The organism is Pseudomonas nitroreducens (assembly GCF_010994165.1).
Taxonomy (GTDB): domain Bacteria; phylum Pseudomonadota; class Gammaproteobacteria; order Pseudomonadales; family Pseudomonadaceae; genus Pseudomonas; species Pseudomonas nitroreducens.
Map to the genome: position 1 here is coordinate 87,575 of NZ_WMBX01000003.1, position 21,389 is coordinate 108,963.

The window sequence follows — 21,389 nt, forward strand, 5'->3', positions numbered from 1 at the left end:
GACTTCCGCCTTGCCGGACCTGCGCTCGCGACGCGCTCAGGACTACCCGAATGAACCTCGCCGCCGTGCCCTGGCACGGCGGTGCCGTTCTTCTACCCTATTTGCGGAGCGTCACGCTGACGCTCCGGCTCTTTAACAGTGAGACTTGTCCATGACCCTGAAGACCATCGAAGGTACCTTCATCGCCCCCAAAGGCCGCTTCGCCCTGGTGGTTGGCCGCTTCAACAGCTTCGTGGTGGAAAGCCTGGTGGAAGGCGCCATTGACACGCTGGTGCGCCACGGCGTTGCCCAGAGCGACATCACCGTGATCCGTGCTCCGGGCGCCTTCGAAATCCCGCTGGTGGCGCAGAAAGTCGCCCAGCGCGGCGAGTTCGACGCCATCATCGCCCTCGGTGCGGTGATCCGTGGCGGTACCCCGCACTTTGAATACGTTGCCGGTGAGTGCACCAAGGGCCTGGCGCAGGTTTCCCTGCAGTTCGGCGTGCCGGTCGCCTTCGGCGTCCTGACTGTCGACTCCATCGAACAAGCCATCGAGCGCTCCGGCACCAAGGCCGGCAACAAAGGCGCCGAGGCAGCCCTGTCCGCCTTGGAAATGGTGAGCCTGCTGTCGCAGCTGGAGGCCAAGTGAGCACCCAGGACGGCAACACCCCGGCCAAGCCCGCCAAGCCGAACAAGATCGCCATGCGTCGCAAGGCCCGCAGCCTCGCGGTGCAGGCCCTGTATTCCTGGCAGATGGCAGGCCAGCCGCTCAACGAGATCGAGGCGACCTTCCGTACCGACAACGATTTCAGCGATGTCGACGGCGCCTACTTCCACGAGATCCTGCACGGCGTGCCGCGCCTGAAGACCGATCTGGACGAGGAATTCACGCCCTGCCTGGACCGTGCGCTGGAAGAGATCGACCCGGTGGAACTGGCCATCCTGCGCCTGGCCACCTACGAGCTGCGCAATCGCCTGGACGTGCCGTACAAGGTCGTCATCAACGAAGGCATCGAGCTGGCCAAGACCTTCGGCGCCACGGACGGACACAAGTTCGTCAACGGCGTGCTGGACAAGCTCGCTCCGCGCCTGCGCGCCGCCGAACTTCGGGGCGCCAAGCGCTGAGAGCCTGCCCATGATCCTACTGCGAGACCGTGATCGGAGCTCATGCGCTGCTCGGAAGCCTCATCTATGGCTCATAAACTCCGGTTCCTGCGCTGCTCTTCGCTCCGCTGACGGCCTCTCGCTACAGATCCTGAACAGGTTCTGAGCATGGGTGAGTTCGAGCTGATCCGTCGCTACTTCGCCTCGGCCGCCTGTGCGGCCGGCGGCGAGGCAGTGGCTCTGGGGATCGGCGACGACTGCGCGCTCCTGGCGCCCCGGGCCGGTGAACAGCTGGCGATTTCCACCGACACGCTCGTGGTCGGTGTGCATTTTCCCACCGTCTGCGATCCCTTCCTGCTCGGCCAGCGTGCCCTGGCGGTGTCTGCCAGCGACCTGGCGGCCATGGGCGCTTCGCCCATCGGCTTCACCCTCGCCCTGACCCTGCCCGAGGCCGATCCGGCCTGGCTGGAGGGCTTTGCCCGTGGTTTGAACCAGAAGGCGCAGGAGTGCTCGCTGGCACTGATCGGCGGCGATACCACCCGCGGGCCGCTGGCGATGACCGTCACCGTGTTCGGCGGCGTGCCCGCCGGGCAGGCGCTGACCCGCTCCGGTGCGCGTCCCGGTGACCTGCTCTGTGTCGGCGGCCCGCTGGGCGAGGCGGGCGGGGCATTGCCGCTGGTGCTCGGCGAGATGACCGCCGAGCCGTCCGTCGCCGAGCCGCTGCTGGCGCGCTACTGGTCGCCGCAACCGCAGCTGGACTTCGGCCAGGCGTTGCGTGGCAAGGCGTCGGCGGCGCTGGATATTTCCGATGGGCTGCTGGCCGACTGCGGGCATATCGCCCGTGCTTCGGGCGTAGCGCTGGTCGTCGAGGCTGAAAAGCTGCCGCCCAGCCCCGCGCTGGAAGCCCTGCTGGGCGCCGAGCGGGCATTGCAGCTCAAACTGGGCGCTGGCGACGACTATGTCCTGGCCTTCACGCTGCCGCCTGAGCACCTGTCGGCGCTTTCGGCGAACTGGCCGCTGCTGTGCGTGGTCGGTAGGGTGGAAGCCGGTTCGGGCGTGTGCGTGCTCGACGGCAACGGTGCCGATATCACGCCGCGTCAGGGCGGCTACCTGCATTTCATGGAGTGACCGTGACAGAACACCCCAACCAGGCCCCGGCCCAACCCGTGCCCCATTCGGTATGGCGCAATCCCTGGCATTTCCTGGCCTTCGGCTTCGGCTCGGGCACCCTGCCGAAGGCGCCGGGCACCTGGGGTTCGCTGGTTGCGCTACCCTTCATACCACTCTGGCAGATGCTGCCGGACTGGGGTTACTGGCTGATGCTGGGCGTCACCATGCTGTTCGGCTTCTGGCTGTGCGGCAAGGTCGCCGACGACCTGCGCGTGCACGATCACGAAGGCATCGTCTGGGACGAGATGGTCGGCATGTGGATCACCCTCTGGCTGGTGCCGGAAGGCTGGTGGTGGCTGCTGGTCGGCTTCGCGGTGTTCCGCATCATCGACATCGCCAAGCCCTGGCCGATCAGCTGGATCGACCGCAACGTCCATGGCGGCGTCGGCATCATGCTGGACGATGTGCTGGCCGGCGTTTTCGCCTGGCTGGTGATGCAAGGCCTGACATGGGGTTGGGCCCACTGGCTGATCTGAGGACGTTCGATGCGCCGACTGTTGTGCCTGCTCCTGTGCCTGTGCTGGCTGCCGGTGGCGTTCCTGTCGATGGCCGTGCCCGCGGCCGCGGCTGCTGACAAGCCCGCCCGGACGCTTGCGGGTGTTCCCGGGGAAATCCAGGTGGTCAGCGAGGTCTGGGTCAACTACACCCAGGCTGACGGTCGTGGCCTGGCCTGGGACCTGTTGCGGGCCATCTACGAGCCAGAAGGCGTACGCCTGAAACTGCGCAGCGAGCCCTACGTCCGCTCGGTCGGGCTGGTGCAGCGCGCCGAGGCGGATGCCTGGGTCGGTTCCTACCGCCACGAAATCGACAACATCATCTATCCGCGCTGGCCTTACGACGTCGACCCCATCGGTGCGCTGGGCCTGAACACTTCTCCCCAACCGACGCTCGCCACGCTGGATCGCTACCGCCTGGCCTGGATGCGCGGCTACGCCTTCGACCGCTATCTCGATCACCTGAAGCAGCGCAATGAATTGCAGCGGCGCAGCTCGGCGCTGCCGATGCTCGATGGCCACCGCATCGACTACTTCATCGATGCCCGCCCCGAGCTGGAAGAGATGATCGAGGCCAAGGGTGTCGACGCCAGCGTCTACCACATCACCGATGTCGGCTCGATTCCGCTGTATCTTGGCTTCGCCAACAACGACCGCGGGCGGGCGCTGGCGAAGCTCTACGATTCGCGCATGCAGGCGCTTTACCGCAGCGGCGAGCTGGAGCGCATCTTTGCTCGCTGGCACTGGCCCTACGCCCCGCTGAAACCACTGCTGCCGCCCAAGGAGTGATCGAATGCGCCTGTCCGCCCTGATCTGCCTGTCCCTGAGTTCCATCGCTGCCGTGGCAGCCCCGCAAGTGCAGGTGGTCGGTCTGTTCCCCGGTGCTGCGGTGCTCAATATCGACGGCCAGCGCAAGCTGGTGAAAGTCGGCCAGAGCGGCCCGGAAGGCGTACAGGTGGTCAGCGCCGACAGCCACAAGGCGGTACTGCGTATCGGCGGGGTCGAGCAGACCTATGAGCTGAGCCGCGAGTACAACAGCGGCGGCTATGCCGCGCCCTCCGCCCGCACCGAGATGAGTATCGCCCGCGGCACCGGCGGCCACTATTGGGTGGCGGGCACCATCAACAACCAGAACGCGCAGTTCCTGGTGGATACCGGCGCCACCTCTATCGCCATGAACGAAGGCGAGGCCCGGCGCCTGGGGATCGATTACCGCGCCAGCGGTACGCCGATGATGGTCTCCACGGCCAGCGGTACCGTCAGGAGCTGGCGGGTGATGCTCAACAGCGTGAAGCTGGGCGGTATCGAGTTGCTGGGCGTCGAGGCGGCGGTGGTCGAAGGCGATTACCCCACCGAGATTCTCCTGGGCATGAGCTTCCTCAACCGCGTCGGCTGGCGGGAGGAACAGGGCATGATGTACATCCAGGCCAAGCACTGACGGCAGGGCTTCTATCAACCGCATCGATGCTTATCTTGCAGAATTCGCAATGACGGTGCGGCTGGCGCTGCTGCTACAATGCCGGTCCTCCTTCCTTAGATAAATCTTTCAGGAGTTTCCGGTGTCTGTCGTTTTCGTCGCCGCCTCCAAGCTGCCCACCCCCTTCGGCGAATTCACCATGCATGGCTTCCTCGACGAGGAAACCGGCAAGGAACACGTCGCCCTGACCATGGGCAAGCTCGATGACGGCCAGCCGGTGCTGGGGCGTCTGCATTCCGAATGCCTCACCGGCGATGCGCTGTTCAGCCTGCGCTGCGACTGCGGTTTCCAGCTCGAGGGTGCACTGTCGGCCATCGCCAAGGAAGGCCGCGGCGTGCTGCTGTACCTGCGTCAGGAAGGCCGTGGCATCGGCCTGATCAACAAGATCCGCGCTTATGCTCTGCAGGATGAGGGCGCCGATACCGTGGAGGCCAACCTGGCCCTGGGCTTCGGCGCCGACCAGCGCGACTACGCCATGTGCCTGCCGATGCTGCAGCACCTGGGCGTCTGCTCGCTGAAGCTGATGACCAACAATCCGCGCAAGGTCAAGGCGCTGGAAGGCTATGGCCTGACCGTCGCCGAGCGGGTGCCGCTGCACAAGGGCCTGAACCCGCACAACAAGCGCTACCTGCAGACCAAGGCAGGCAAGCTGGGCCATATGCTGGGCAATATGCATCAGGGCGAAGCCGAGGCCGAGGTCTCCGCGTCGTGAATCGCGCCGCTGCCCGGCGCCGGCTGAATCTGATCTGGTGGCTGCTGCTGGCGCTCGCACTGGCACCGCAGCACCTGATGCTGGCGCTGGTGGGCGATGCGCCGTTCTCGGACACGCTGGCCACGCCGGTGTTCGTCGTCGGCCTGGTGTCGATGTTCCTCACCCTGCCGTTGTTCCGTCGCTACAAGCACGCACTGATCGCTACCGGTAAGGCTCGCGATGGCGCGGACGAGCCTGCGGCCTGGCAGGCACTGGGTGCCGCGCAGCGCCGTGGTGCGCTGGTGGGCAGTATCCCGGCCTGGATCGGCGCCCTGGCGGTGCTGGTCGACCTGCATGGTGTGCCGGTCCTGCTGCTGGGCTTCGCCAGCCTGGTCATCCTCTGGCTGTATCGCCTGCCGCGCCAACTGGCCTGATGCGCCGCTTCCTGTGCCTGCTCCTGCTGATCGCCGGTTTGCCGGTGGCGGCGGCAGAGCGGGTGATCAGCCTGGCGCCCTCGCTCACCGACATGGTCCTCGAACTGGGCGCCGCCGACCGGCTGGCCGGCCTGCTCGACGGCGGGCCACGTCCCGAGCCCCTGAAAGGCCTGCCGTCCGTCGGACGTTACGGTCAGGTCAATCTCGAACAGATTCTCGCCTTGCATCCCGACCTGTTGCTGGTCTGGCCTGGCGCGGTGCCTGATGCGCAGTTGCGGCGCCTGAAGGCCGTGGGTATTCCGCTCTACGTGGCCGATCCGCACCGTCTGGACGATATCTCCCGGCAATTCCGCGAATTGGGCGAGCGCCTGGGGCAAGCGGAGAAGGGGCGCGCGTTGGCGCAAGCCTTCGATGTGCAAATGGCGCAGTTGCGTGCGCAATACCGGCGCGAGCAGCCACTGAGGGTGTTCTACCAGGTGTGGGACCGCCCGCTCTACACCGTCGGCGGTCGACAGATCATCAGCGAGGCGCTGGAAGTCTGCGGTGGCCGCAACCTGTTCGCCGATCTCGACCTGCCGGCGCCACAGGTGGGGCAGGAGGCCGTACTGGCTCGTGATCCGCAAGTGATCCTGGCGGCCAGCGACGAGCAACTGAGCAGTTGGACCGGCATGCGGCAACTCAGCGCTACGCGGCTCAAGCAGCTCTGGGTAGTGCCGGATCGCAACCTGGAGAAGCCGAGCTTCGCGATGCTCGATGCCACCGGGAAGCTTTGCCGGTTGCTCGCGGGTGCCAAGGCCGACGACTGAGTCGGCCGGGTTCGCGAGCAAGCTCGCTCCTATAGGTAACCGGAAGCACCAGTGCGCTCTTTGTAGGATCGAGGGGGACGCCTAGTTCTTGCTCGCGAACCTCCGTATCCGGCGACAAGGAGCAGACCGCAGGGCGGAAAACCCTGAACGGGTTATCCGCCCTGCGTCCACGCCCCTAGGGGCCTGAGGTCAGAACCCCTCCAGTACGATCTTGCCCTTGGCCGTGTTGCTCTCCAGCAGTGCGTGGGCGCGGCGCAGGTTGGCGGCGTCGATCTTGCCGAAGTGCTCGCCCAGGGTGGTTTTCAGCACGCCGCTGTCGATCAGCCCGGCCACGCGCTGCAGCAGCTTGTGCTGCTCGATCATGTCGTCGGTCTGGAACATCGAGCGGGTGTACATGAACTCCCAGTGCAGCGACAGGCTCTTCTGCTTGAGCAGGCGCACGTCGAGGTTCTCCGGGTCGTCGATCAGCGCCAGGCGGCCCTGCGGGCGCAGGCTGGCGACGATTTCGGGCAGGTGCTGCTCGGTCTGGTTCAGGCTGGCCACGAGGGTGACTTCGCCGATGCCGATGCGCTTGAGCTCTTCGCTCAGCGGCTTGCGGTGGTCGATCACGTGGTGCGCGCCGAGGTTGCGCACCCATTCCTGGGTTTCCGGGCGCGAGGCGGTGCCGATCACGGTCATGCCGGTGAGCTGGCGCGCCAACTGGGTAAGGATCGATCCGACGCCGCCGGCCGCGCCGACGATCAACAGGCTCTGGCCCTTGCTGGCGCTTCCTTCGGCCACCTGCAGGCGGTCGAACAGCAGTTCCCAGGCGGTGATGGTGGTCAGCGGCAGGGCGGCGGCGTGGGCGAAGTCCAGGCTCTTGGGCATGGCGCCGACGATGCGCTCGTCGACCAGTTGCAGCTCGGCATTGCTGCCGGGGCGGGTCAGGTCGCCGGCATACCAGACCTTGTCGCCCGGTTTGAACAGGCTGACCTCGCTGCCCACGGCGCGGACCACGCCGCTGGCGTCCCAGCCGAGCACCTTGTACTGGCCGTCGGCGGGCTGTGCGCGCTGGCGCACCTTGGTGTCCACCGGGTTGACGGAGACGGCGCGCACCTCCACCAGCAGGTCGCGCGGGCCGGGCGTGGGTTCGGGCAGCTGGATGTCGAGCAGCGAGTTGGCGTCGCTGCTGGGCAGGCTCTGGGTGTAACCGATGGCTTTCATGGGAATTCCTATTCGCTTTGAACGGTCAGTCGATGCGGTTCATCAGGCGGATATCGAGTTCCGCCAGGTCAGGTTCGGCGGCCTTCACGAAGGCCTGGAAGTGTGGGCTGGCCTCGTGCTCGGCCAGGGCATCCTCGTCGCGCCACTGCTCGATCATGTAGATCAGCTCGGCGTCCTTGATATCGCGGTGCAGGTCGTACTGCAGGCAGCCGGCCTCGGCGCGGGACGGCGCGAGCATGCCGTGCAGGCGCTCCTGCAGGCTGTCGGCGCGGCCGGGCTTGGCGCGAATGATGGCGATCAGGGTCAGGCTCATCCGGGTATCTCCAGTTGGGCAGGGAAGGTGAGGGCATGCTGCTCTCTTTCGTCGGGAAGAAAAACCGCGTAAGTAGAGAGTCTCTTTCAAAGGATTTTTGAAAATGCTGCGCTTCGACGACCTGCAGATATTCGTCCGCACCGCTGAGCGCGGCAGTCTCTCTGCTGCCGCCCGAGAGCTGGAGCTGTCGCCAGCCGTGGCCAGCGCCGCGCTCAAACGCCTGGAAAGCGAGCTGGACGTGCGCCTGTTCGCCCGCTCGACCCGCAGCCTGCGCCTGACCGCCGAGGGTGAGCTGTACCTGGCCCACGCCCGCGCTGCGTTGCAAAGCCTGGATGACGGTCGTCAGTTGCTGGCGGGCGGCAAGAGCGAGATCGCCGGCAACTTCCAGGTATCGGCGCCCTCGGATTTCGGCCGCAACGTGCTGCTGCCCTGGCTGGACGAATTCCAGGCGCTGCACCCGCGCATGAACCTGCGCCTGCTGATCAGTGACCGTCAGGCCGATCTCTACCGGCAACCGGTGGACGTGGCTTTCCGCCTGGGGTTGCCGGGGGACTCGAACCTTGTCGCGCTTCCGCTGGCGCCGGACAACCGTCGGGTGCTCTGCGCCGCGCCCGAGTACTTCGCTCGCCACGGCAAGCCGCAGCACCCGGACGATCTGCAACAGCACAACTGCCTGCTGTACATGCTGGGCGGCCGAGCCCACGAGCGCTGGCGTTTCAGCGACAGCCGCAAGCAACACGAGGTGACGGTGCGCGGCGATCGTCTCTGTGACGACGCCGACGTGGTGCGGCGCTGGGCCGTGGCGGGGCAGGGGCTGGTCTACAAGTCCTGGCTGGACGTGGCGGCCGATGTGCGTGCCGGCCGGTTGGAGGTGGCGCTGGCGGATTACCTGGGCGAAGCCACGCCGATGAACCTGTTCTGCACCCACCGCGCGCAGCTCAGCCGGGCGGTGACCCAGCTGCGCGAGTTCGTCCAGTTGCGCTGCGCCGAACTGATGCGCGAGCGCCCCTGGGCCTGAAGCCGGGTCAGAGCGGTGTGTAGCGGTGAATGGCCGACGACAGCCCCCAGGCGCTGGCTACCGCCAGCAGCACCATGGCGGTCGGCAGCAGGCTCCACCAGATGCGCGGCGCCAGGGCCGGCAGCTCGCTGCGGCGCTGGCTTATCCACAGGCTGGCGGCGCACACCGCCGCGCCGAGCAGGGCGCCGGCGATGATGTCGCTGGGCCAGTGGGCGCCCAGATAGACGCGGGACAGCGCAATGCTCGCCGCCGGAATCACCGCCAGCAGCATCCAGGTCAGGCGCACCCGCGGGGATTTCTCCCGGCTGGCCAGCACCCCGAGTACCAGGAAGAAGGCGAAGGACGCCGAACTGTGGCCGCTGGGCATGCTGAAGGCGGACAGCGGATCGGCGATCACCTCGGGCCGGGCGCGGCCGAAGAGATGCTTGAGCGCGGTGTTGAGCAGCGCGGTGCCGACCATGGTGCCAGCCGCGAAGAAGGCATGGCGCCAAAGTCGCAGGGCGGCCAGCAGCGCCGCCAGCAGCGCACCGGCGATGAACTGGGTGCGGAAGTCGCCGACGCGGGTGACGGCCACCATCACATGGTCCAGCCACGCGTGGCGGTGTTCCTGCACCAGCGCCATCAGGCCCTTGTCCAGGGCGTCCAGGTGCGGCCAGCCGATCAGCATGGCGAACAACAATACGAAGCAGCCGACGGCGCCGATCAGCGGAGCATTGCGCTCCTTGCGCAGCTCGGCGTGGATCACCAGGGCGAACACCACTGCGATGCACGCGGCAACCACACCGGCCTCCGGCCAGAAGCCTTCGGGCAGCGGCAGGCGCATGGCCGCACCGGTGGCCCAGCCAGGCACCAGGTAGGCGATGGACCAGCCGGCGGCGGCGATGATGGAAACGCTGACGAAGCGGCCGAACGGCATGTCCAGCATGCCCGCAACCATCGGCAGGAACGGCCGCAGCGCGCCGATGAAGCGGCCCACCAGCAGGCTCGCCACGCCATAGCGGTGGAAGAACCCTTCCGCGCTGGCCATCCATTCCGGATGGTGGCGCAGCACTGGCAGGCGGCGGATGTCCTGGTGGAAGTGGCGGCCGATCCAGTAGGACGACAGGTCACCGAGCAGGCCGCCGAGGAACGCCAATGCCAGGGTTTCCCCCAGCCCCAGGGCGCCGCTGCCGGCCAGCACGGCGATGGCGAAGAGCATCACCACGCCGGGCAGGATGATGCCGATGATGGCGGCGCATTCGAGGAAGGCGACCAGGAACAGGACCAGGGCGAGCCATTGCGGATGGGTGGCCATCCAGGTGTTGAAGGCGGCGAGATCGATCATCGGAAGGTGGCGTCCTGGGTTCCGAGCAGGTGGTAGTCATGGCCTTCGACCTGGCCGCGGCGCAGTGGGTTGCGCGTGCAGAAGGGCGCGAAGGCGGCATCGACGAAGCGGTACTGCAGGTGTTCGTCGCGGCCGTGGGGAATGCCCAGGCGCGCGGCCTGGATAACGTGCGCGGGCGTTTCGCCAAGGTCGTCGACGAACAGGCGCTGCGGGTCGAAGCGCTGGGCGTCCCACTCCGGCACTTTCAGGCCCATGGAGCGGCAGAGCAGGGTCTGGCCGTTGCACAGCTTGCCCAGCGGGCGCTCGCTGCCGTCGGCGGCGGGGTTGAGCCGACGCATGGCGGCCAGTGATTCGTCACCGGAGATGCGATCCATCCAGGGGTGCCCGGACTTGATCAGTACCGCATTGCCGGCGCCGCCGGCGCTGAAGTTCAGCGAGTCGCCGCCACGCGCGTAATACATGTAGATGTGCCCGCCATCGAGGAACAGCGCCTTGCGCTTCTCGGTGTAACCGAGCGATGCGTGGCTGCCTTTCTCGGCCAGGTAATAGGCCTCGGTCTCGATGATCCGCGCGGAGAGCCACAGGTCGCCGACCCGATGGCGGATCACCTTGCCCAGCAGTTCGCGGGCGACGGTGAGGGCATCGCGATTGAAGAAGGCGTCCGGCAGGGGATTGGCCCCTGGCCAGGGCAAACTTAGGTTGGGTTCGGCGGGCATCGGATTGTCGCGGTTCTCGGGCCGGTCTTAGGCTGGGGAATCATAACAACAAGATTCTTAAGCATGGCTGAACGGATCCGGGCCGACAGCGCCCACATTACCCCCAGCGCCCACTACACCGGTTACGTCTGGTATCGCCACCAGCTTGCCGATCCGGCCTTCGCCACGGCGTTCGGCCGCTGGGTGCACGGTTGCGTGGCGCCGATCAACTGGGGCGCGCGGGTCGGCTTCGGACTGAATATCGAAGACTTCCTGTTACAACGTCACCTGCTGATCGATGCCCGGCTGACCCAGGCCATCGAGTCGCGCGGCGTTTCCCAGGTGGTCGAGATAGCCTGTGGTTTGTCGCCCCGGGGCCGGCGTTTCCGTCAGCGCTATCCCCAGCTGACCTACCTGGAAGCCGACCTGCCGCCCATGGCCGCGCGCAAGTCGGCGTTGCTGCAGGAGCAGGGCTGGCTGGACGGCAAACATCGCGTGCGTGCTGTGGATATCCTTGCCGAAGACGGCGAGCAGAGCCTCGCTGTGTTGCTCTCCGGACTGGACCCTGAGCGCCCCGTGGTGGTGATTACCGAGGGGCTGGTGAATTACTTCCAGCGCCCGGTGATCGAGGGCTTCTGGCGTCGATTGGCCGTGGCCCTGCGGCGTTTCCCCGAGGCGACCTACCTGACCGAACTCTATCCCGACCTGCGCGAACACCCGCGCTACCGGCAGATTCGCTGGGGCGTCGGGCTGATCGGCAAGCTGACGCGGGGTGGCTATCCGCTGCATTACCGCAGCGCGGCGGAAATCGAGCAGGCGTTCGTTGGTTGCGGGTTTGGCCGGGTGGGCGTGCTCGATCCGCAGGTGGACGGTGTGGGGCTGGGCTTGCCGAAAGGGCGGATGCCGAGTCTGGTGCGGGTGATCGAGGCGCGGCTTTAGGTTCGGGACTGTTCGGGGCTGGGCGGTTCGCGAGCAAGAACTAGGCGTCCCCCTCGGTCCTACGAAGAGCAGCCGCGGCTTATTCGGGGGGCATGCAGGGGCGAGCTTGCTCGCGAACAATATCAATGCAGGACGCTTGTGCCCGCGCTTCCCCCTCACCCCAGCCCTCTCCCAGGGGGAGAAGGAGTCATCCGGTGCAGGCCTGCGCAGCTGACGTTTCGCATGATGCCGTTCCAGTCCCCTCACCCTTTTGGGAGAGGGAAGAGCCCGGCCTCCGAAATCGCCACATTCAAACCATCAAGCCGCACACGCCCCCTGCTGCATCGGCACCACCATCGCCGCCAGCGCTGCGCTGGCCTGCGGGTCGCCGTGGGCGAAGATGAACGCCAGGCCGTCGCCGCTGTAGCGCAGCGGCAGGATATCCAGTTCCGGCAGCCCGGCGGCGGCGAGCTTCCAGCCGCGCGCAGGGCGATCCGCCGGCAGCGCGACGCGGATCAGGCCACCGAAATAGCCCAGCTCCGCCAGCTCGCAGCGCCATTCGCCGCCCTCGCCGTTGCGCAGTACGGCGCGCCGATCGGCCGGCGCCAGGCGCGCTTCGAAGCGGCGCTCCAGGTGCAGCAGTTGCTGGCGCTGGAAGCGCGTGCTGCCGGCGGCGCTGCGTGGCAGCGGCTCGCCGAGCAGGAACGGGTTGTAGAGCCGCGCACAGGCATCGCGGCGTTCGAACTGGGCCAGGTGGTCGGCGTCGTGGATCAACGCAAACTCGGCATCGGCGCATGCATGGGCGAACTCGGCGTGTTCCCACGGCTGGGTGAAATGGTCGTACTCGCCGGCCAGCACCAGGGTTGGGCATTGCGGGTGACGTTCGAAGCCGCCGAAGGCCAGCAGGCGCTGGCTGTTCTGCCGGTAGCGTTCGATTTCCGCTGGTGTCAGGCGCTGCAGCTGGCGCAACAGGGCCTTGCGGAACACCGGGGATACACCGGTATCGCCCAGGCGCAATGGGTTGATCAGGCCGGTCAGCACGCCATGGGCGAAGGGCTCCTGCTCGCCCAGTTCCAGGCGCGCCAGGGCTTCGACCAGCAGGGCGCGGGCGCCGGGTCGGCCGAAGGCGGTGATGCCGGCCAGCAGCAGGCGACCACAGCGCGCCGGGTGGCGGGCGGCGAACAGCGCTGCCAGCGCCGAGCCGTACGACAACCCGATCGGCATCAGGGGCGGCAATTGCAGGGTGTCGGCGAAAGCGGCGATGAGGTCGGCCAGGTCTTCCAGGCTCAGTTGGGGCGCCAGTTGCAGGTTGCCGCCCTGGCTGGGCAGGTCGAGGAGGATCACCGGGTGCCCGGCGAGCAGCTCGGAAACCTCGCTGGCGAAGGAGCGGAAGCTCTGGAAGGCACCGCCCAGCAGCAGGACCGGCGGGCGGGTGTCATCTTCCCTGGAGGAAAAGGCCTGGTAGTGCAGTTGCCAACCGTCCAGTTCCAGCACCGCCGGGGCGGCGGTCAGGGCCTGGGCGCTGTAATCGGTGCGATAGCGCATGGCAGTTCTCCGGCGGTGGGCCGCCTCTTGTTGTTCTTCCCTGGCGTGCCTCCCTGGCTATGCGATCGCAACGGGGGCAATGAGCCATGCTTGCAAGGTAACCAGCCGATACGAATTTGGTTACCCAACCTTCGGGCGGCAGAAGCGGGCGGGGGATGGGCGGATGTCACCGTTTGGCCGATGGGGCGGGGCGTGGGAGGGGGTTGGCGTTACGTGCGGTGCGCCGCTGACCGGCCGGCTGCTGTGGCTGGCCGCTGAGGGGGCGCTCCCGCTATACTTGCGCATTTCCCTCACGCAGACGCGTTTGATCATGACCGAGTCCGTTCTCGACTATATGAGCCGCCTGGGCCGCGCCGCCCGTGAAGCGTCGCGCGTCGTCGCGCGCGCCACGACCGCGCAGAAGAACCAAGCCCTGCTGGCCGCTGCCGATGCCCTGGATGCCGCCCGCGCCCAGCTGACCGAAGCCAACGAGCAGGATCTGGCCAATGGCCGTGCCAATGGTCTGGAGCCAGCCATGCTGGACCGCCTGGCCCTGACTCCGGCACGCATCGACGACATGATCGAGGGCCTGCGCCAGGTCGCCACGCTGCCGGACCCGATCGGCGAGATCCGCGACATGCGCTATGTGCCGTCCGGTATTCAGCTGGGCAAGATGCGCGTGCCGCTGGGCGTGGTGGGGATCATCTACGAGTCCCGTCCGAACGTGACCATCGACGCCGCCAGCCTGTGCCTGAAGTCGGGCAACGCCACCATCCTGCGCGGCGGCTCCGAGGCGATCCATTCCAACCAGGCGATTGCCGCGTGCATCCAGACGGGCCTGGCCAAGGCCGGCCTGCCGGCCAGCGTCGTACAGGTGGTGGAAACCACCGACCGCGCCGCCGTGGGCGCGCTGATCACCATGCCCGAGTACGTGGACGTCATCGTTCCGCGCGGCGGCAAGGGCCTGATCGAGCGCATCAGCCGCGATGCCAAGGTGCCGGTGATCAAGCACCTGGACGGCATCTGCCACGTCTACATCGACGTCGCCGCCGATCTGGACAAGGCCATCCGCGTCGCCGACAACGCCAAGACCCAGCGCTATGCGCCGTGCAACACCATGGAGACGCTGCTGGTGCACGCCGGCATTGCCGACCGCGTGCTGCCGCCGCTGGCCGCCATCTACCGCGACAAGGGCGTTGAACTGCGTGGCGACGCCGCCACCCGCGCGCTGCTGGGCGCCGACGTGCTGGAAGCCACCGAGGAAGACTGGCGCACCGAGTACAACGCGCCGATCCTGTCGATCCGCATCGTCGACAACCTCGATGCGGCCATCGAGCACATCAACACCTACGGCTCGCAACACACCGACGCGATCATCACCGAGAACTTCACCGATGCCCGCCGCTTCCTCACCGAAGTGGACTCGGCCTCGGTCATGGTCAACGCCTCGACCCGCTTTGCCGATGGCTTCGAGTACGGCCTGGGCGCGGAGATCGGCATTTCCACCGACAAGCTGCACGCCCGCGGTCCGGTCGGCCTGGAAGGGCTGACCAGCGAGAAGTACGTGGTGTTCGGCGACGGGCACGTGCGGACCTGATGAACAAGGCGCGTTCCCGGCGTGTCGGTCTGTTCGGCGGCACCTTCGATCCGGTGCACATCGGCCACCTGCGCAGTGCGCTGGAGATGGCAGAGCAGCTCGAATTCGACGAGCTGCGCCTGATCCCCAACTTCCGCCCGCCGCATCGCGACACCCCCCAGGTGCTACCTGCGCAGCGGCTGGCGATGGTCGAGCTGGCGGTTGCCGGCGTAGACCCGCTGGTGGTCGACGACCGCGAGCTGAAGCGTGACAAACCCTCCTACACCATCGACACCCTGGAGTCGCTGCGTGGGGAGCTGGATGAGCAGGACCAGTTGTTCCTGCTGGTCGGCTGGGACGCATTCTGCGGCCTGCCGACCTGGCATCGCTGGGAAGAGTTGCTGGAGCACAGTCATATCGTCGTGCTGCAGCGCCCGGATGCCGACAGCGAGCCGCCGGAAGACCTGCGCGACCTGCTGGCGGCGCGCAGTGTTGCCGACCCGAAGGCGATGATCGGCCCCGCCGGGCAGATCACCTTCGTCTGGCAGACGCCGCTTGCAGTTTCCGCCACGCAGATCCGCCAACTCCTGTCGCAGGGGCGCTCGGTGCGCTACCTGGTGCCGGATGCGGTATTGAACTATATCGAGGCGCACGGCCTGTACCAGGCGCCCCACTGAACAAGTCAGAGAGTCATACATGCAAACCGAACAACTGGTCGAACTGACCATCGCCGCCCTGGAAGATCTCAAGGCGCAGGACATCACCGTCATCGACGTGCGCGAGAAGACCAGCATCACCGACGTCATGGTCATCGCCACCGGCGCCTCCAGCCGTCAGGTCAAGTCGCTGGCCGACAACGTGCTGGAAAAGGTCAAGGAACAGGGCGTGCGCCCGATCGGCAGCGAAGGCCAGGAAGGTGGCGAGTGGGTTCTGATCGACCTCGCCAACGTCGTGGTCCATGTCATGCAGCCGGCCACCCGCCAGTTCTACGACCTGGAGCGTCTGTGGCAGGGCGCCGAGCAGAGCCGCGCGTCCCACAGCGCCGAGTAAGCGTGCCGTGCGCCTGCGTCTGATCGCGGTTGGCTCGCGCATGCCGCGCTGGGTGGAAGAGGGCTGGGCGGAGTACGTCAAGCGCCTGCCCTCGGAGCTGTCCCTGGAACTGGTGGAAATCCCGTTGAACACGCGCGGCAAGAATGCCGACGTGGCACGGCTGATCCGCCAGGAAGGCGAAGCCATGCTGAGCAAGGTGCAGCCCGGGGAACGCATCGTCACCCTGGAAGTCGAAGGCAAGCCCTGGAGCACCCCCCAGCTGGCGCAGGAACTCGACCGCTGGCGCCTCGACGCGCGCACCGTCAACCTCATGGTCGGCGGGCCGGAAGGCCTGGCGCCGGAGGTCTGCGCGCGCAGCGAGCAGCGCTGGTCGCTGTCACCGCTGACCCTGCCGCACCCGCTGGTGCGCATCCTGGTCGGCGAGCAGATCTACCGCGCCTGGACAGTGCTGTCCGGGCACCCCTACCACAAGTAGTCGTAGCCGTTTTCGATGCCGCAGCCGATACAGCTCAAGGACCACGAGAAGGACGCCCGCCTGGTCCGCGCCCGCGTCATCGTCGGCGGGGTGGCGATCTTCCTGCTCGCCCTTGTGCTGGTGGCGCGTATGTATCACCTGCAGGTGACGCAGTACGACTACCACTCGACGCTGTCGGAGAACAACCGCGTCCACGTGCAGCCGATTCCGCCCAATCGTGGGCTGATCTTCGACCGCAACGGGGTGATCATCGCCGACAACCGTCCCAGCTTCAGCCTGACGATTACCCGCGAACGTACGGAGAACCTGCAGGATACGTTGAAGAACCTCGTCGAAATCCTCGGATTGACCGAGGAAGACAAGGCCATCTTCGAGAAGCGCATGAAGCAGGGGCGGCGGCCGTTCGAGCCGGTGCCGATCATGTTCGAGCTGTCCGAGGAGCAGATCGCCCGCATCGCGGTGAACCAGTACCGCCTGAACGGCGTCGACGTGGCCGCGCAATTCGTCCGCCATTACCCGCTGGGCGAGCACTTCGCCCACTCGGTCGGCTATGTCGGGCGGATCAACGAGGCGGAACTGAAGAAGCTCGACCCGGTGGCCTATTCGGGCACCCACCACATCGGCAAGACCGGCGTGGAAAAATTCTACGAGGATGCGCTGCACGGCACGGTTGGCTACGAGGAAGTCGAGACCAACGCCCGCGGTCGCGTCCTGCGCGTGCTCAAACGTACCGAGCCGGTCTCCGGCCGTGACATCGTGCTGAGCATCGACAGCAAGCTGCAGGCTGCCGCGGAAACCGCACTGGCCGGCCGCCGCGGCGCCATCGTGGCGATCCAGCCGTCCACCGGCGAGGTGTTGGCGATGGTCAGCCAGCCGGCCTACGACCCCAACCTGTTCGTCACCGGCATCAGTTTCAAGGATTACGCGGCGTTGCGTGACTCCGAAGATCGCCCTCTGTACAACCGCGTGCTGCGCGGCCTGTACCCGCCGGGCTCGACGGTGAAACCGGCGGTGGCCATTGCGGGGCTCGACGCGGGTGTGGTGACGCCCACCAGCCGTGTGTTCGACCCCGGCTTCTACCAATTGCCCAACTACGACCACAAGTACCGCAACTGGAACCGCACCGGCGACGGCTGGGTCACCCTGGAAACCGCGATCATGCGGTCCAACGACACCTACTTCTACGATCTTGCCCACAAGCTGGGGATCGATCGGCTGCACGACTACATGAGCAGGTTCGGCTTCGGCCAGCGCGTGGCCCTGGACATGTATGGCGAAGCTGACGGCCTGATGCCGTCCCGCCAGTGGAAGCGTGCCCTGCGCCGGCAGGCCTGGTTCCCGGGGGAAACCCTGATTCTGGGCATCGGCCAGGGCTACATGCAGTCCACCCCGCTGCAACTGGCGCAGATGACCGCGCTGCTGGCGAACAAGGGCAAGTGGATTCGCCCGCACCTGGCCAAGACCATCGACGGCAAGCCGCCGGTGGACGAAGACCCGATGCCGGACATCCAGCTCAAGGATCCGAACAACTGGAACCTGGTGGACTACGGCATGCAGCAGGTGGTCCACGGCGCCCGTGGTACCGCCCACAAGGTCGGCGCCACGTCCGTCTACCGCATTGCCGGCAAGTCCGGTACCGCGCAGGTCGTGGCGATCAAGCAGGGTGAGAAGTACAACCGCTCCAAGCTGCTGGAGCGCCATCGTGACCACGCGTTGTTCGTCGGCTTCGCCCCGGCGGACAATCCGCAGATCGCCGTGGCGGTGATGGTGGAGAACGGCGAGTCCGGCTCCGGCGTCGCCGCCCCGGTGCTCAAGGCCGTGACCGATGCCTGGCTGCTGGACGAGACCGGCAAGCTCAAACCCGAATACGCACCTCAGGCCACGGCGGAGGCGCCCAAACCATGACCAAGAACGGAAACTTCGACCGCACGCTGTCCAGCGAAGATGTGATGAAGCGGCGCTCCAGTCTGCTGCAGCGCCTGCATATCGACGGCCTGCTGCTGCTGTTGCTGGTGACCCTCGGCTCGGTCGGCCTGTTCGTCCTGTACTCTGCCAGCGGCAAGAGCTGGGACCTGCTGATCAAGCAGGCGTCTTCCTTCGGCCTGGGCCTGGGCGCGATGTTCGTGCTGGCACAGATCGAGCCGCGCTTCCTCGCTCGCTGGGTGCCGCTGGGCTACCTGATCGGCGTGGCCCTGCTGGTGGTGGTGGACGTGATGGGCCACAACGCCATGGGCGCGACCCGCTGGATCAACATTCCCGGGGTGATCCGCTTCCAGCCGGCGGAATTCATGAAGCTGCTGATGCCCATGACCATCGCCTGGTACCTGTCCAAGCGCGCCCTGCCGCCGGGTTTCAAGCACAGCGTGATCGGCCTGGCGCTGATCGTCGTGCCCTTCGTGCTGATCCTCAAGCAGCCGGACCTGGGCACCGCCATGCTGGTGCTGGCCTCCGGTTCCTTCGTGCTGTTCGTCGGCGGCCTGCGCTGGCGCTGGATCATCACCGCCGTCTCGGCCGCGGTGCCGGTCGCGGTGGGCATGTGGTACTTCGTCATGCACGACTACCAGAAGCAGCGCGTGCTGACCTTCCTCGACCCGGAAAGCGACCCGCTGGGCACCGGCTGGAACATCATCCAGTCCAAGGCAGCCATCGGTTCGGGTGGCGTCTTCGGCAAGGGCTGGCTGCTGGGTACGCAATCCCATCTGGATTTTTTGCCCGAAAGCCATACGGACTTTATCATTGCCGTGCTCGGCGAAGAGTTCGGCCTGGTCGGGGTGTGCCTCCTGCTGGTGCTGTACCTGCTGGTGATCTACCGGGGGCTGGTGATCACGGCGCAGGCGCAGACGCTGTTCGGCAAGTTGCTCGCCGGCAGTATCACCATGACCTTCTTCGTGTATGTGTTCGTCAACATTGGTATGGTCAGCGGGTTGTTGCCAGTGGTGGGGGTACCGCTGCCCTTCATTAGTTACGGCGGAACTTCGCTGGTGACCCTGATGTCAGGGTTCGGCGTTTTGATGTCGATCCATACCCATCGGAAGTGGATCACCCAGGTTTGATGACAAGAGTGAAGAACGGAATGCAAGTACTGCGCGCCTGGGCTGCCAGGGGGGTACATTGGGTCGGAATCGCGGGGGCGATCGGCGTGTCCGGCGTTGCTGCCGCGGGCGACTACGATGGTTCGCCCCAGGTCGCCGAGTTCGTCAGCGAGATGACCCGTGACTACGGCTTCGCCGGCGAACAGCTCATGGGCCTCTTCCACGATGTGGAACGCAAGCAGTCCATCCTCGACGCCATCTCCCGCCCTGCCGAACGGGTGAAGACCTGGAAGGAATACCGTCCGATCTTCGTCACCGACGCGCGCATCAACCGCGGCGTGGACTTCTGGAACCAGAATGCCGAAGCCCTGGCCCGCGCCGAGCAGGAATACGGCGTACCGGCCCAGTACATCGTTGCCATCATTGGCGTCGAGACCTTCTTCGGCCGCAACACCGGCAACTTCAAGGTGATGGACGCGCTGTCCACCCTGGGCTTCGACTACCCGCCGCGTGCCGAGTTCTTCCGCAAGGAGCTCAAGCAGTTCCTGCTGCTGGCCCGCGAACAGCAGGTCGACCCGCTCAGCCTGACCGGCTCCTACGCCGGTGCAATGGGCCTGCCGCAATTCATGCCGAGCAGCTTCCGTGCCTATGCCGTGGACTTCGACGGCGACGGCCACATCAATATCTGGAGCGACCCCACCGATGCCATCGGCAGCGTCGCCAACTACTTCAAGCAGCACGGCTGGCACACCGGCGAGCCGGTGGTGTCGCAGGCGGAAATCGGTACCTCCACTGCCGAGGACGCGCTCACCCAGGGGCTCGAGCCGCAAATGAACCTCGGCCAGCTACGCTCTCAGGGCTGGCGTACCCATGACGTGATCCGCGATGACCTGATGGTCACCGCCATGCGCCTGGAAGGCGCGCAGGGCACCGAGTACTGGGTCGGCCTGCCGAACTTCTATGTGATCACCCGTTACAACCGCAGCGCCATGTACGCCATGGCGGTCCATCAGCTGGCCGGCGAGATCGCCAAGGCACGAGGTGTCCATTGAGCAAGCGAATCGCAAGTCCCGGCCTCTGGTCGTTGGCCGCCTGCGTTGGCCTGAGCACTGTGTTCCTCGCCAGTTGCACCGGCAACCGCGCGCCTCAACCGCAGCCGCAGGTGAACAACGGCATTTCCGGCCCCTATGACTACAACCGTCCGCACCGCGACGGCGCGCCCTGGTGGGACGTCGACGTCTCGCGCATCCCGGACGCCGTGCCGATGCCGCACAACGGGCCGTTCAAGAACAACCCCTACACCGTGCTGGGCAAGACCTACTACCCGCTCAATAACGCCAGTGCCTATAGCGTGACCGGCACGGCGTCCTGGTATGGCACCAAGTTCCATGGCCAGGCCACCGCCAATGGCGAGCAGTACGACCTGTACGGCATGACCGCCGCGCACAAGACCCTGCCGCTGCCCAGCTACGTGCGCGTCACCAACCTGGACAACGGCAAGAGCGTCATCGTCCGCGTCAACGACCGCGGCCCGTTCTACTCCGACCGGGTGATCGACCTGTCCTTCGCCGCCGCCAAGAAACTCGGCTACGCCGAAACCGGCACCGCGCATGTCAAGGTCGAGGGTATCGACCCCGACCGCTGGTGGGCTTCCCAGGGCAAGCAGCCGCCGATGATCATGGCCTTGCCGAAGATGGCCTCGCAGCCCGCCGCCGCGCAGCCACAGGCGGTCGCCATGGCCCAGCCCGTCGAGACCTACACCCCGCCGCCGGCGCAACACGCCGTACCGGTGGCGCCGGTCCAGATCGACTCAAAAAAAAACGCTTCATTACCAGCCGATGGCCTGTATCTCCAGGTGGGTGCCTTCGCCAACCCGGACGCTGCGGAGCTGCTCAAGGAGAAAGTCGGCGGCCTGACGGGGGCGAAATCCTTTATCAGCTCGGTCGTGGTCAACCAGCAGACCTTGTACCGGGTGCGCCTGGGGCCGATCGGAACGCAGGATGAAGCAAGCCGGATGCAGGACAGCATCCGCGTGGCCAACCTTGGCCAACCCAAGCTCGTGCGCCTGGACTGAGATTCCACCGTACGTGCGATAGCGGCACATAG

At 66.4% G+C, this 21,389-nt stretch carries 24 protein-coding genes; 19 read left to right on the plus strand and 5 right to left on the minus strand.

All coding sequences use genetic code 11. The annotated features are described in order from the left end of the window. Window positions 1–151 precede the first annotated feature (151 nt). The 9 genes from ribH (at window position 152) to GJV37_RS13820 (ending at window position 6,155) form a co-directional block, all read left to right on the plus strand. Complete coding sequence (gene ribH / locus GJV37_RS13780) at window positions 152–628, plus strand: 6,7-dimethyl-8-ribityllumazine synthase (RefSeq protein ID WP_170859987.1); 477 nt, start codon at window positions 152–154, stop codon at window positions 626–628. Then, window positions 625–1,104: a transcription antitermination factor NusB gene (nusB, locus tag GJV37_RS13785; protein WP_024764009.1), complete on the plus strand. Its 480-nt coding sequence runs from the start codon at window positions 625–627 to the stop codon at window positions 1,102–1,104. The genes ribH and nusB overlap by 4 nt, the downstream gene beginning before the upstream one ends. Window positions 1,105–1,251: 147 nt before the next feature. Next, the gene (gene thiL / locus GJV37_RS13790) at window positions 1,252–2,211 is read left to right on the plus strand and encodes a thiamine-phosphate kinase (protein ID WP_193452646.1); all 960 of its coding nucleotides are present in this window, start codon (window positions 1,252–1,254) and stop codon (window positions 2,209–2,211) included. Window positions 2,212–2,213: 2 nt separating this feature from the next. Beyond that, complete coding sequence (locus GJV37_RS13795) at window positions 2,214–2,729, plus strand: phosphatidylglycerophosphatase A family protein (RefSeq protein ID WP_024764007.1); 516 nt, start codon at window positions 2,214–2,216, stop codon at window positions 2,727–2,729. A gap of 9 nt (window positions 2,730–2,738) precedes the next feature. Then, the gene (locus tag GJV37_RS13800) at window positions 2,739–3,536 is read left to right on the plus strand and encodes a substrate-binding periplasmic protein (RefSeq protein ID WP_024764006.1); all 798 of its coding nucleotides are present in this window, start codon (window positions 2,739–2,741) and stop codon (window positions 3,534–3,536) included. A gap of 4 nt (window positions 3,537–3,540) precedes the next feature. Then, complete coding sequence (locus GJV37_RS13805; RefSeq protein ID WP_170859990.1) at window positions 3,541–4,185, plus strand: retropepsin-like aspartic protease family protein; 645 nt, start codon at window positions 3,541–3,543, stop codon at window positions 4,183–4,185. 121 nt (window positions 4,186–4,306) lie between these two features. Beyond that, window positions 4,307–4,936: a GTP cyclohydrolase II gene (ribA, locus tag GJV37_RS13810; RefSeq protein ID WP_037013104.1), complete on the plus strand. Its 630-nt coding sequence runs from the start codon at window positions 4,307–4,309 to the stop codon at window positions 4,934–4,936. Next, a complete protein-coding gene (locus GJV37_RS13815) occupies window positions 4,933–5,349 on the plus strand; it encodes an MFS transporter (protein WP_065084347.1) in 417 nt (138 codons plus the stop codon). Before ribA ends, GJV37_RS13815 begins: the two co-directional genes overlap by 4 nt. Further along, window positions 5,349–6,155 (plus strand): cobalamin-binding protein, encoded by an 807-nt coding sequence (locus GJV37_RS13820; RefSeq protein WP_084358006.1) that lies wholly within the window; start codon window positions 5,349–5,351, stop codon window positions 6,153–6,155. Before GJV37_RS13815 ends, GJV37_RS13820 begins: the two co-directional genes overlap by 1 nt. 189 nt (window positions 6,156–6,344) lie before the next feature. On the opposite strand, the gene GJV37_RS13825 is transcribed toward GJV37_RS13820, so the two are convergent. Then, entirely contained in the window at window positions 6,345–7,358 is a 1,014-nt protein-coding gene (locus GJV37_RS13825; protein ID WP_170859991.1) for a zinc-binding alcohol dehydrogenase family protein, read from the minus strand. A gap of 25 nt (window positions 7,359–7,383) precedes the next feature. Next, window positions 7,384–7,671, minus strand: coding sequence for a putative quinol monooxygenase (locus GJV37_RS13830; RefSeq protein ID WP_024764000.1), 288 nt, complete (start codon window positions 7,669–7,671; stop codon window positions 7,384–7,386). 103 nt (window positions 7,672–7,774) lie between these two features. Here GJV37_RS13830 and GJV37_RS13835 point away from each other — a divergent pair, with 103 nt between their 5' ends. Beyond that, window positions 7,775–8,689 (plus strand): LysR family transcriptional regulator, encoded by a 915-nt coding sequence (locus GJV37_RS13835; protein ID WP_193452647.1) that lies wholly within the window; start codon window positions 7,775–7,777, stop codon window positions 8,687–8,689. A 7-nt stretch (window positions 8,690–8,696) separates the two neighbouring features. On the opposite strand, the gene GJV37_RS13840 is transcribed toward GJV37_RS13835, so the two are convergent. Both GJV37_RS13840 and GJV37_RS13845 read right to left on the minus strand, forming a co-directional pair. After that, the gene (locus GJV37_RS13840; RefSeq protein WP_193452648.1) at window positions 8,697–10,013 is read right to left on the minus strand and encodes a bifunctional DedA family/phosphatase PAP2 family protein; all 1,317 of its coding nucleotides are present in this window, start codon (window positions 10,011–10,013) and stop codon (window positions 8,697–8,699) included. Next, window positions 10,010–10,729 carry a DNA-3-methyladenine glycosylase gene (locus GJV37_RS13845; RefSeq protein ID WP_065084343.1) on the minus strand — a complete coding sequence of 240 codons (720 nt, stop codon included), beginning with the start codon at window positions 10,727–10,729 and terminating at the stop codon, window positions 10,010–10,012. The genes GJV37_RS13840 and GJV37_RS13845 overlap by 4 nt, the downstream gene beginning before the upstream one ends. 63 nt (window positions 10,730–10,792) lie before the next feature. On the opposite strand from GJV37_RS13845, the gene GJV37_RS13850 reads away from it, so the two are divergent. Beyond that, a complete protein-coding gene (locus GJV37_RS13850) occupies window positions 10,793–11,647 on the plus strand; it encodes a class I SAM-dependent methyltransferase (RefSeq protein ID WP_193452649.1) in 855 nt (284 codons plus the stop codon). A 297-nt stretch (window positions 11,648–11,944) separates the two neighbouring features. Here the strand turns inward: GJV37_RS13850 and GJV37_RS13855 are convergent, their stop codons facing one another. Beyond that, the gene (locus tag GJV37_RS13855; protein WP_193452650.1) at window positions 11,945–13,171 is read right to left on the minus strand and encodes an alpha/beta fold hydrolase; all 1,227 of its coding nucleotides are present in this window, start codon (window positions 13,169–13,171) and stop codon (window positions 11,945–11,947) included. 310 nt (window positions 13,172–13,481) lie between these two features. Between GJV37_RS13855 and GJV37_RS13860 the strand changes: the two genes are divergently transcribed. From GJV37_RS13860 to GJV37_RS13895, 8 genes are read left to right on the plus strand one after another with little or no spacing between them, the layout of a single operon-like run. Beyond that, on the plus strand, window positions 13,482–14,747 hold the full coding sequence (locus tag GJV37_RS13860; protein ID WP_024763996.1) for a glutamate-5-semialdehyde dehydrogenase: 1,266 nt from the start codon (window positions 13,482–13,484) through the stop codon (window positions 14,745–14,747). Further along, window positions 14,747–15,403 carry a nicotinate-nucleotide adenylyltransferase gene (nadD, locus tag GJV37_RS13865; protein ID WP_024763995.1) on the plus strand — a complete coding sequence of 219 codons (657 nt, stop codon included), beginning with the start codon at window positions 14,747–14,749 and terminating at the stop codon, window positions 15,401–15,403. The genes GJV37_RS13860 and nadD overlap by 1 nt, the downstream gene beginning before the upstream one ends. 19 nt (window positions 15,404–15,422) lie before the next feature. Further along, window positions 15,423–15,776: a ribosome silencing factor gene (gene rsfS, locus GJV37_RS13870; protein WP_024763994.1), complete on the plus strand. Its 354-nt coding sequence runs from the start codon at window positions 15,423–15,425 to the stop codon at window positions 15,774–15,776. Between the two features lie 7 nt (window positions 15,777–15,783). Continuing rightward, on the plus strand, window positions 15,784–16,251 hold the full coding sequence (rlmH, locus tag GJV37_RS13875) for a 23S rRNA (pseudouridine(1915)-N(3))-methyltransferase RlmH (RefSeq protein WP_015475414.1): 468 nt from the start codon (window positions 15,784–15,786) through the stop codon (window positions 16,249–16,251). 15 nt (window positions 16,252–16,266) lie between these two features. Then, on the plus strand, window positions 16,267–18,156 hold the full coding sequence (gene mrdA / locus GJV37_RS13880) for a penicillin-binding protein 2 (RefSeq protein ID WP_024763993.1): 1,890 nt from the start codon (window positions 16,267–16,269) through the stop codon (window positions 18,154–18,156). 44 nt (window positions 18,157–18,200) lie between these two features. Next, on the plus strand, window positions 18,201–19,304 hold the full coding sequence (rodA, locus tag GJV37_RS13885; RefSeq protein ID WP_024763992.1) for a rod shape-determining protein RodA: 1,104 nt from the start codon (window positions 18,201–18,203) through the stop codon (window positions 19,302–19,304). Window positions 19,305–19,312: 8 nt separating this feature from the next. Next, window positions 19,313–20,335 carry a lytic murein transglycosylase B gene (gene mltB / locus GJV37_RS13890; RefSeq protein ID WP_089285821.1) on the plus strand — a complete coding sequence of 341 codons (1,023 nt, stop codon included), beginning with the start codon at window positions 19,313–19,315 and terminating at the stop codon, window positions 20,333–20,335. After that, window positions 20,332–21,357, plus strand: a complete 1,026-nt coding sequence (locus GJV37_RS13895; protein WP_193452651.1) for a septal ring lytic transglycosylase RlpA family protein — start codon at window positions 20,332–20,334, stop codon at window positions 21,355–21,357. The genes mltB and GJV37_RS13895 overlap by 4 nt, the downstream gene beginning before the upstream one ends. Window positions 21,358–21,389: the final 32 nt, after the last annotated feature.

What these genes read in the sequence shown, in the direction of transcription:
- ribH (WP_170859987.1), top strand. Translation starts at nt 152, where the DNA reads ATGACCCTGAAGACCATCGAAGGTACCTTCATCGCCCCCAAAGGCCGC.
- thiL (WP_193452646.1), top strand. Translation starts at nt 1,252, where the DNA reads ATGGGTGAGTTCGAGCTGATCCGTCGCTACTTCGCCTCGGCCGCCTGT.
- GJV37_RS13800 (WP_024764006.1), top strand. Translation starts at nt 2,739, where the DNA reads ATGCGCCGACTGTTGTGCCTGCTCCTGTGCCTGTGCTGGCTGCCGGTG.
- GJV37_RS13805 (WP_170859990.1), top strand. Translation starts at nt 3,541, where the DNA reads ATGCGCCTGTCCGCCCTGATCTGCCTGTCCCTGAGTTCCATCGCTGCC.
- GJV37_RS13820 (WP_084358006.1), top strand. Translation starts at nt 5,349, where the DNA reads ATGCGCCGCTTCCTGTGCCTGCTCCTGCTGATCGCCGGTTTGCCGGTG.
- GJV37_RS13825 (WP_170859991.1), bottom strand. Translation starts at nt 7,358, where the DNA reads ATGAAAGCCATCGGTTACACCCAGAGCCTGCCCAGCAGCGACGCCAAC.
- GJV37_RS13830 (WP_024764000.1), bottom strand. Translation starts at nt 7,671, where the DNA reads ATGAGCCTGACCCTGATCGCCATCATTCGCGCCAAGCCCGGCCGCGCC.
- GJV37_RS13835 (WP_193452647.1), top strand. Translation starts at nt 7,775, where the DNA reads ATGCTGCGCTTCGACGACCTGCAGATATTCGTCCGCACCGCTGAGCGC.
- GJV37_RS13840 (WP_193452648.1), bottom strand. Translation starts at nt 10,013, where the DNA reads ATGATCGATCTCGCCGCCTTCAACACCTGGATGGCCACCCATCCGCAA.
- GJV37_RS13845 (WP_065084343.1), bottom strand. Translation starts at nt 10,729, where the DNA reads ATGCCCGCCGAACCCAACCTAAGTTTGCCCTGGCCAGGGGCCAATCCC.
- GJV37_RS13850 (WP_193452649.1), top strand. Translation starts at nt 10,793, where the DNA reads ATGGCTGAACGGATCCGGGCCGACAGCGCCCACATTACCCCCAGCGCC.
- GJV37_RS13855 (WP_193452650.1), bottom strand. Translation starts at nt 13,171, where the DNA reads ATGCGCTATCGCACCGATTACAGCGCCCAGGCCCTGACCGCCGCCCCG.
- GJV37_RS13860 (WP_024763996.1), top strand. Translation starts at nt 13,482, where the DNA reads ATGACCGAGTCCGTTCTCGACTATATGAGCCGCCTGGGCCGCGCCGCC.
- nadD (WP_024763995.1), top strand. Translation starts at nt 14,747, where the DNA reads ATGAACAAGGCGCGTTCCCGGCGTGTCGGTCTGTTCGGCGGCACCTTC.
- rsfS (WP_024763994.1), top strand. Translation starts at nt 15,423, where the DNA reads ATGCAAACCGAACAACTGGTCGAACTGACCATCGCCGCCCTGGAAGAT.
- mrdA (WP_024763993.1), top strand. Translation starts at nt 16,267, where the DNA reads ATGCCGCAGCCGATACAGCTCAAGGACCACGAGAAGGACGCCCGCCTG.
- rodA (WP_024763992.1), top strand. Translation starts at nt 18,201, where the DNA reads ATGAAGCGGCGCTCCAGTCTGCTGCAGCGCCTGCATATCGACGGCCTG.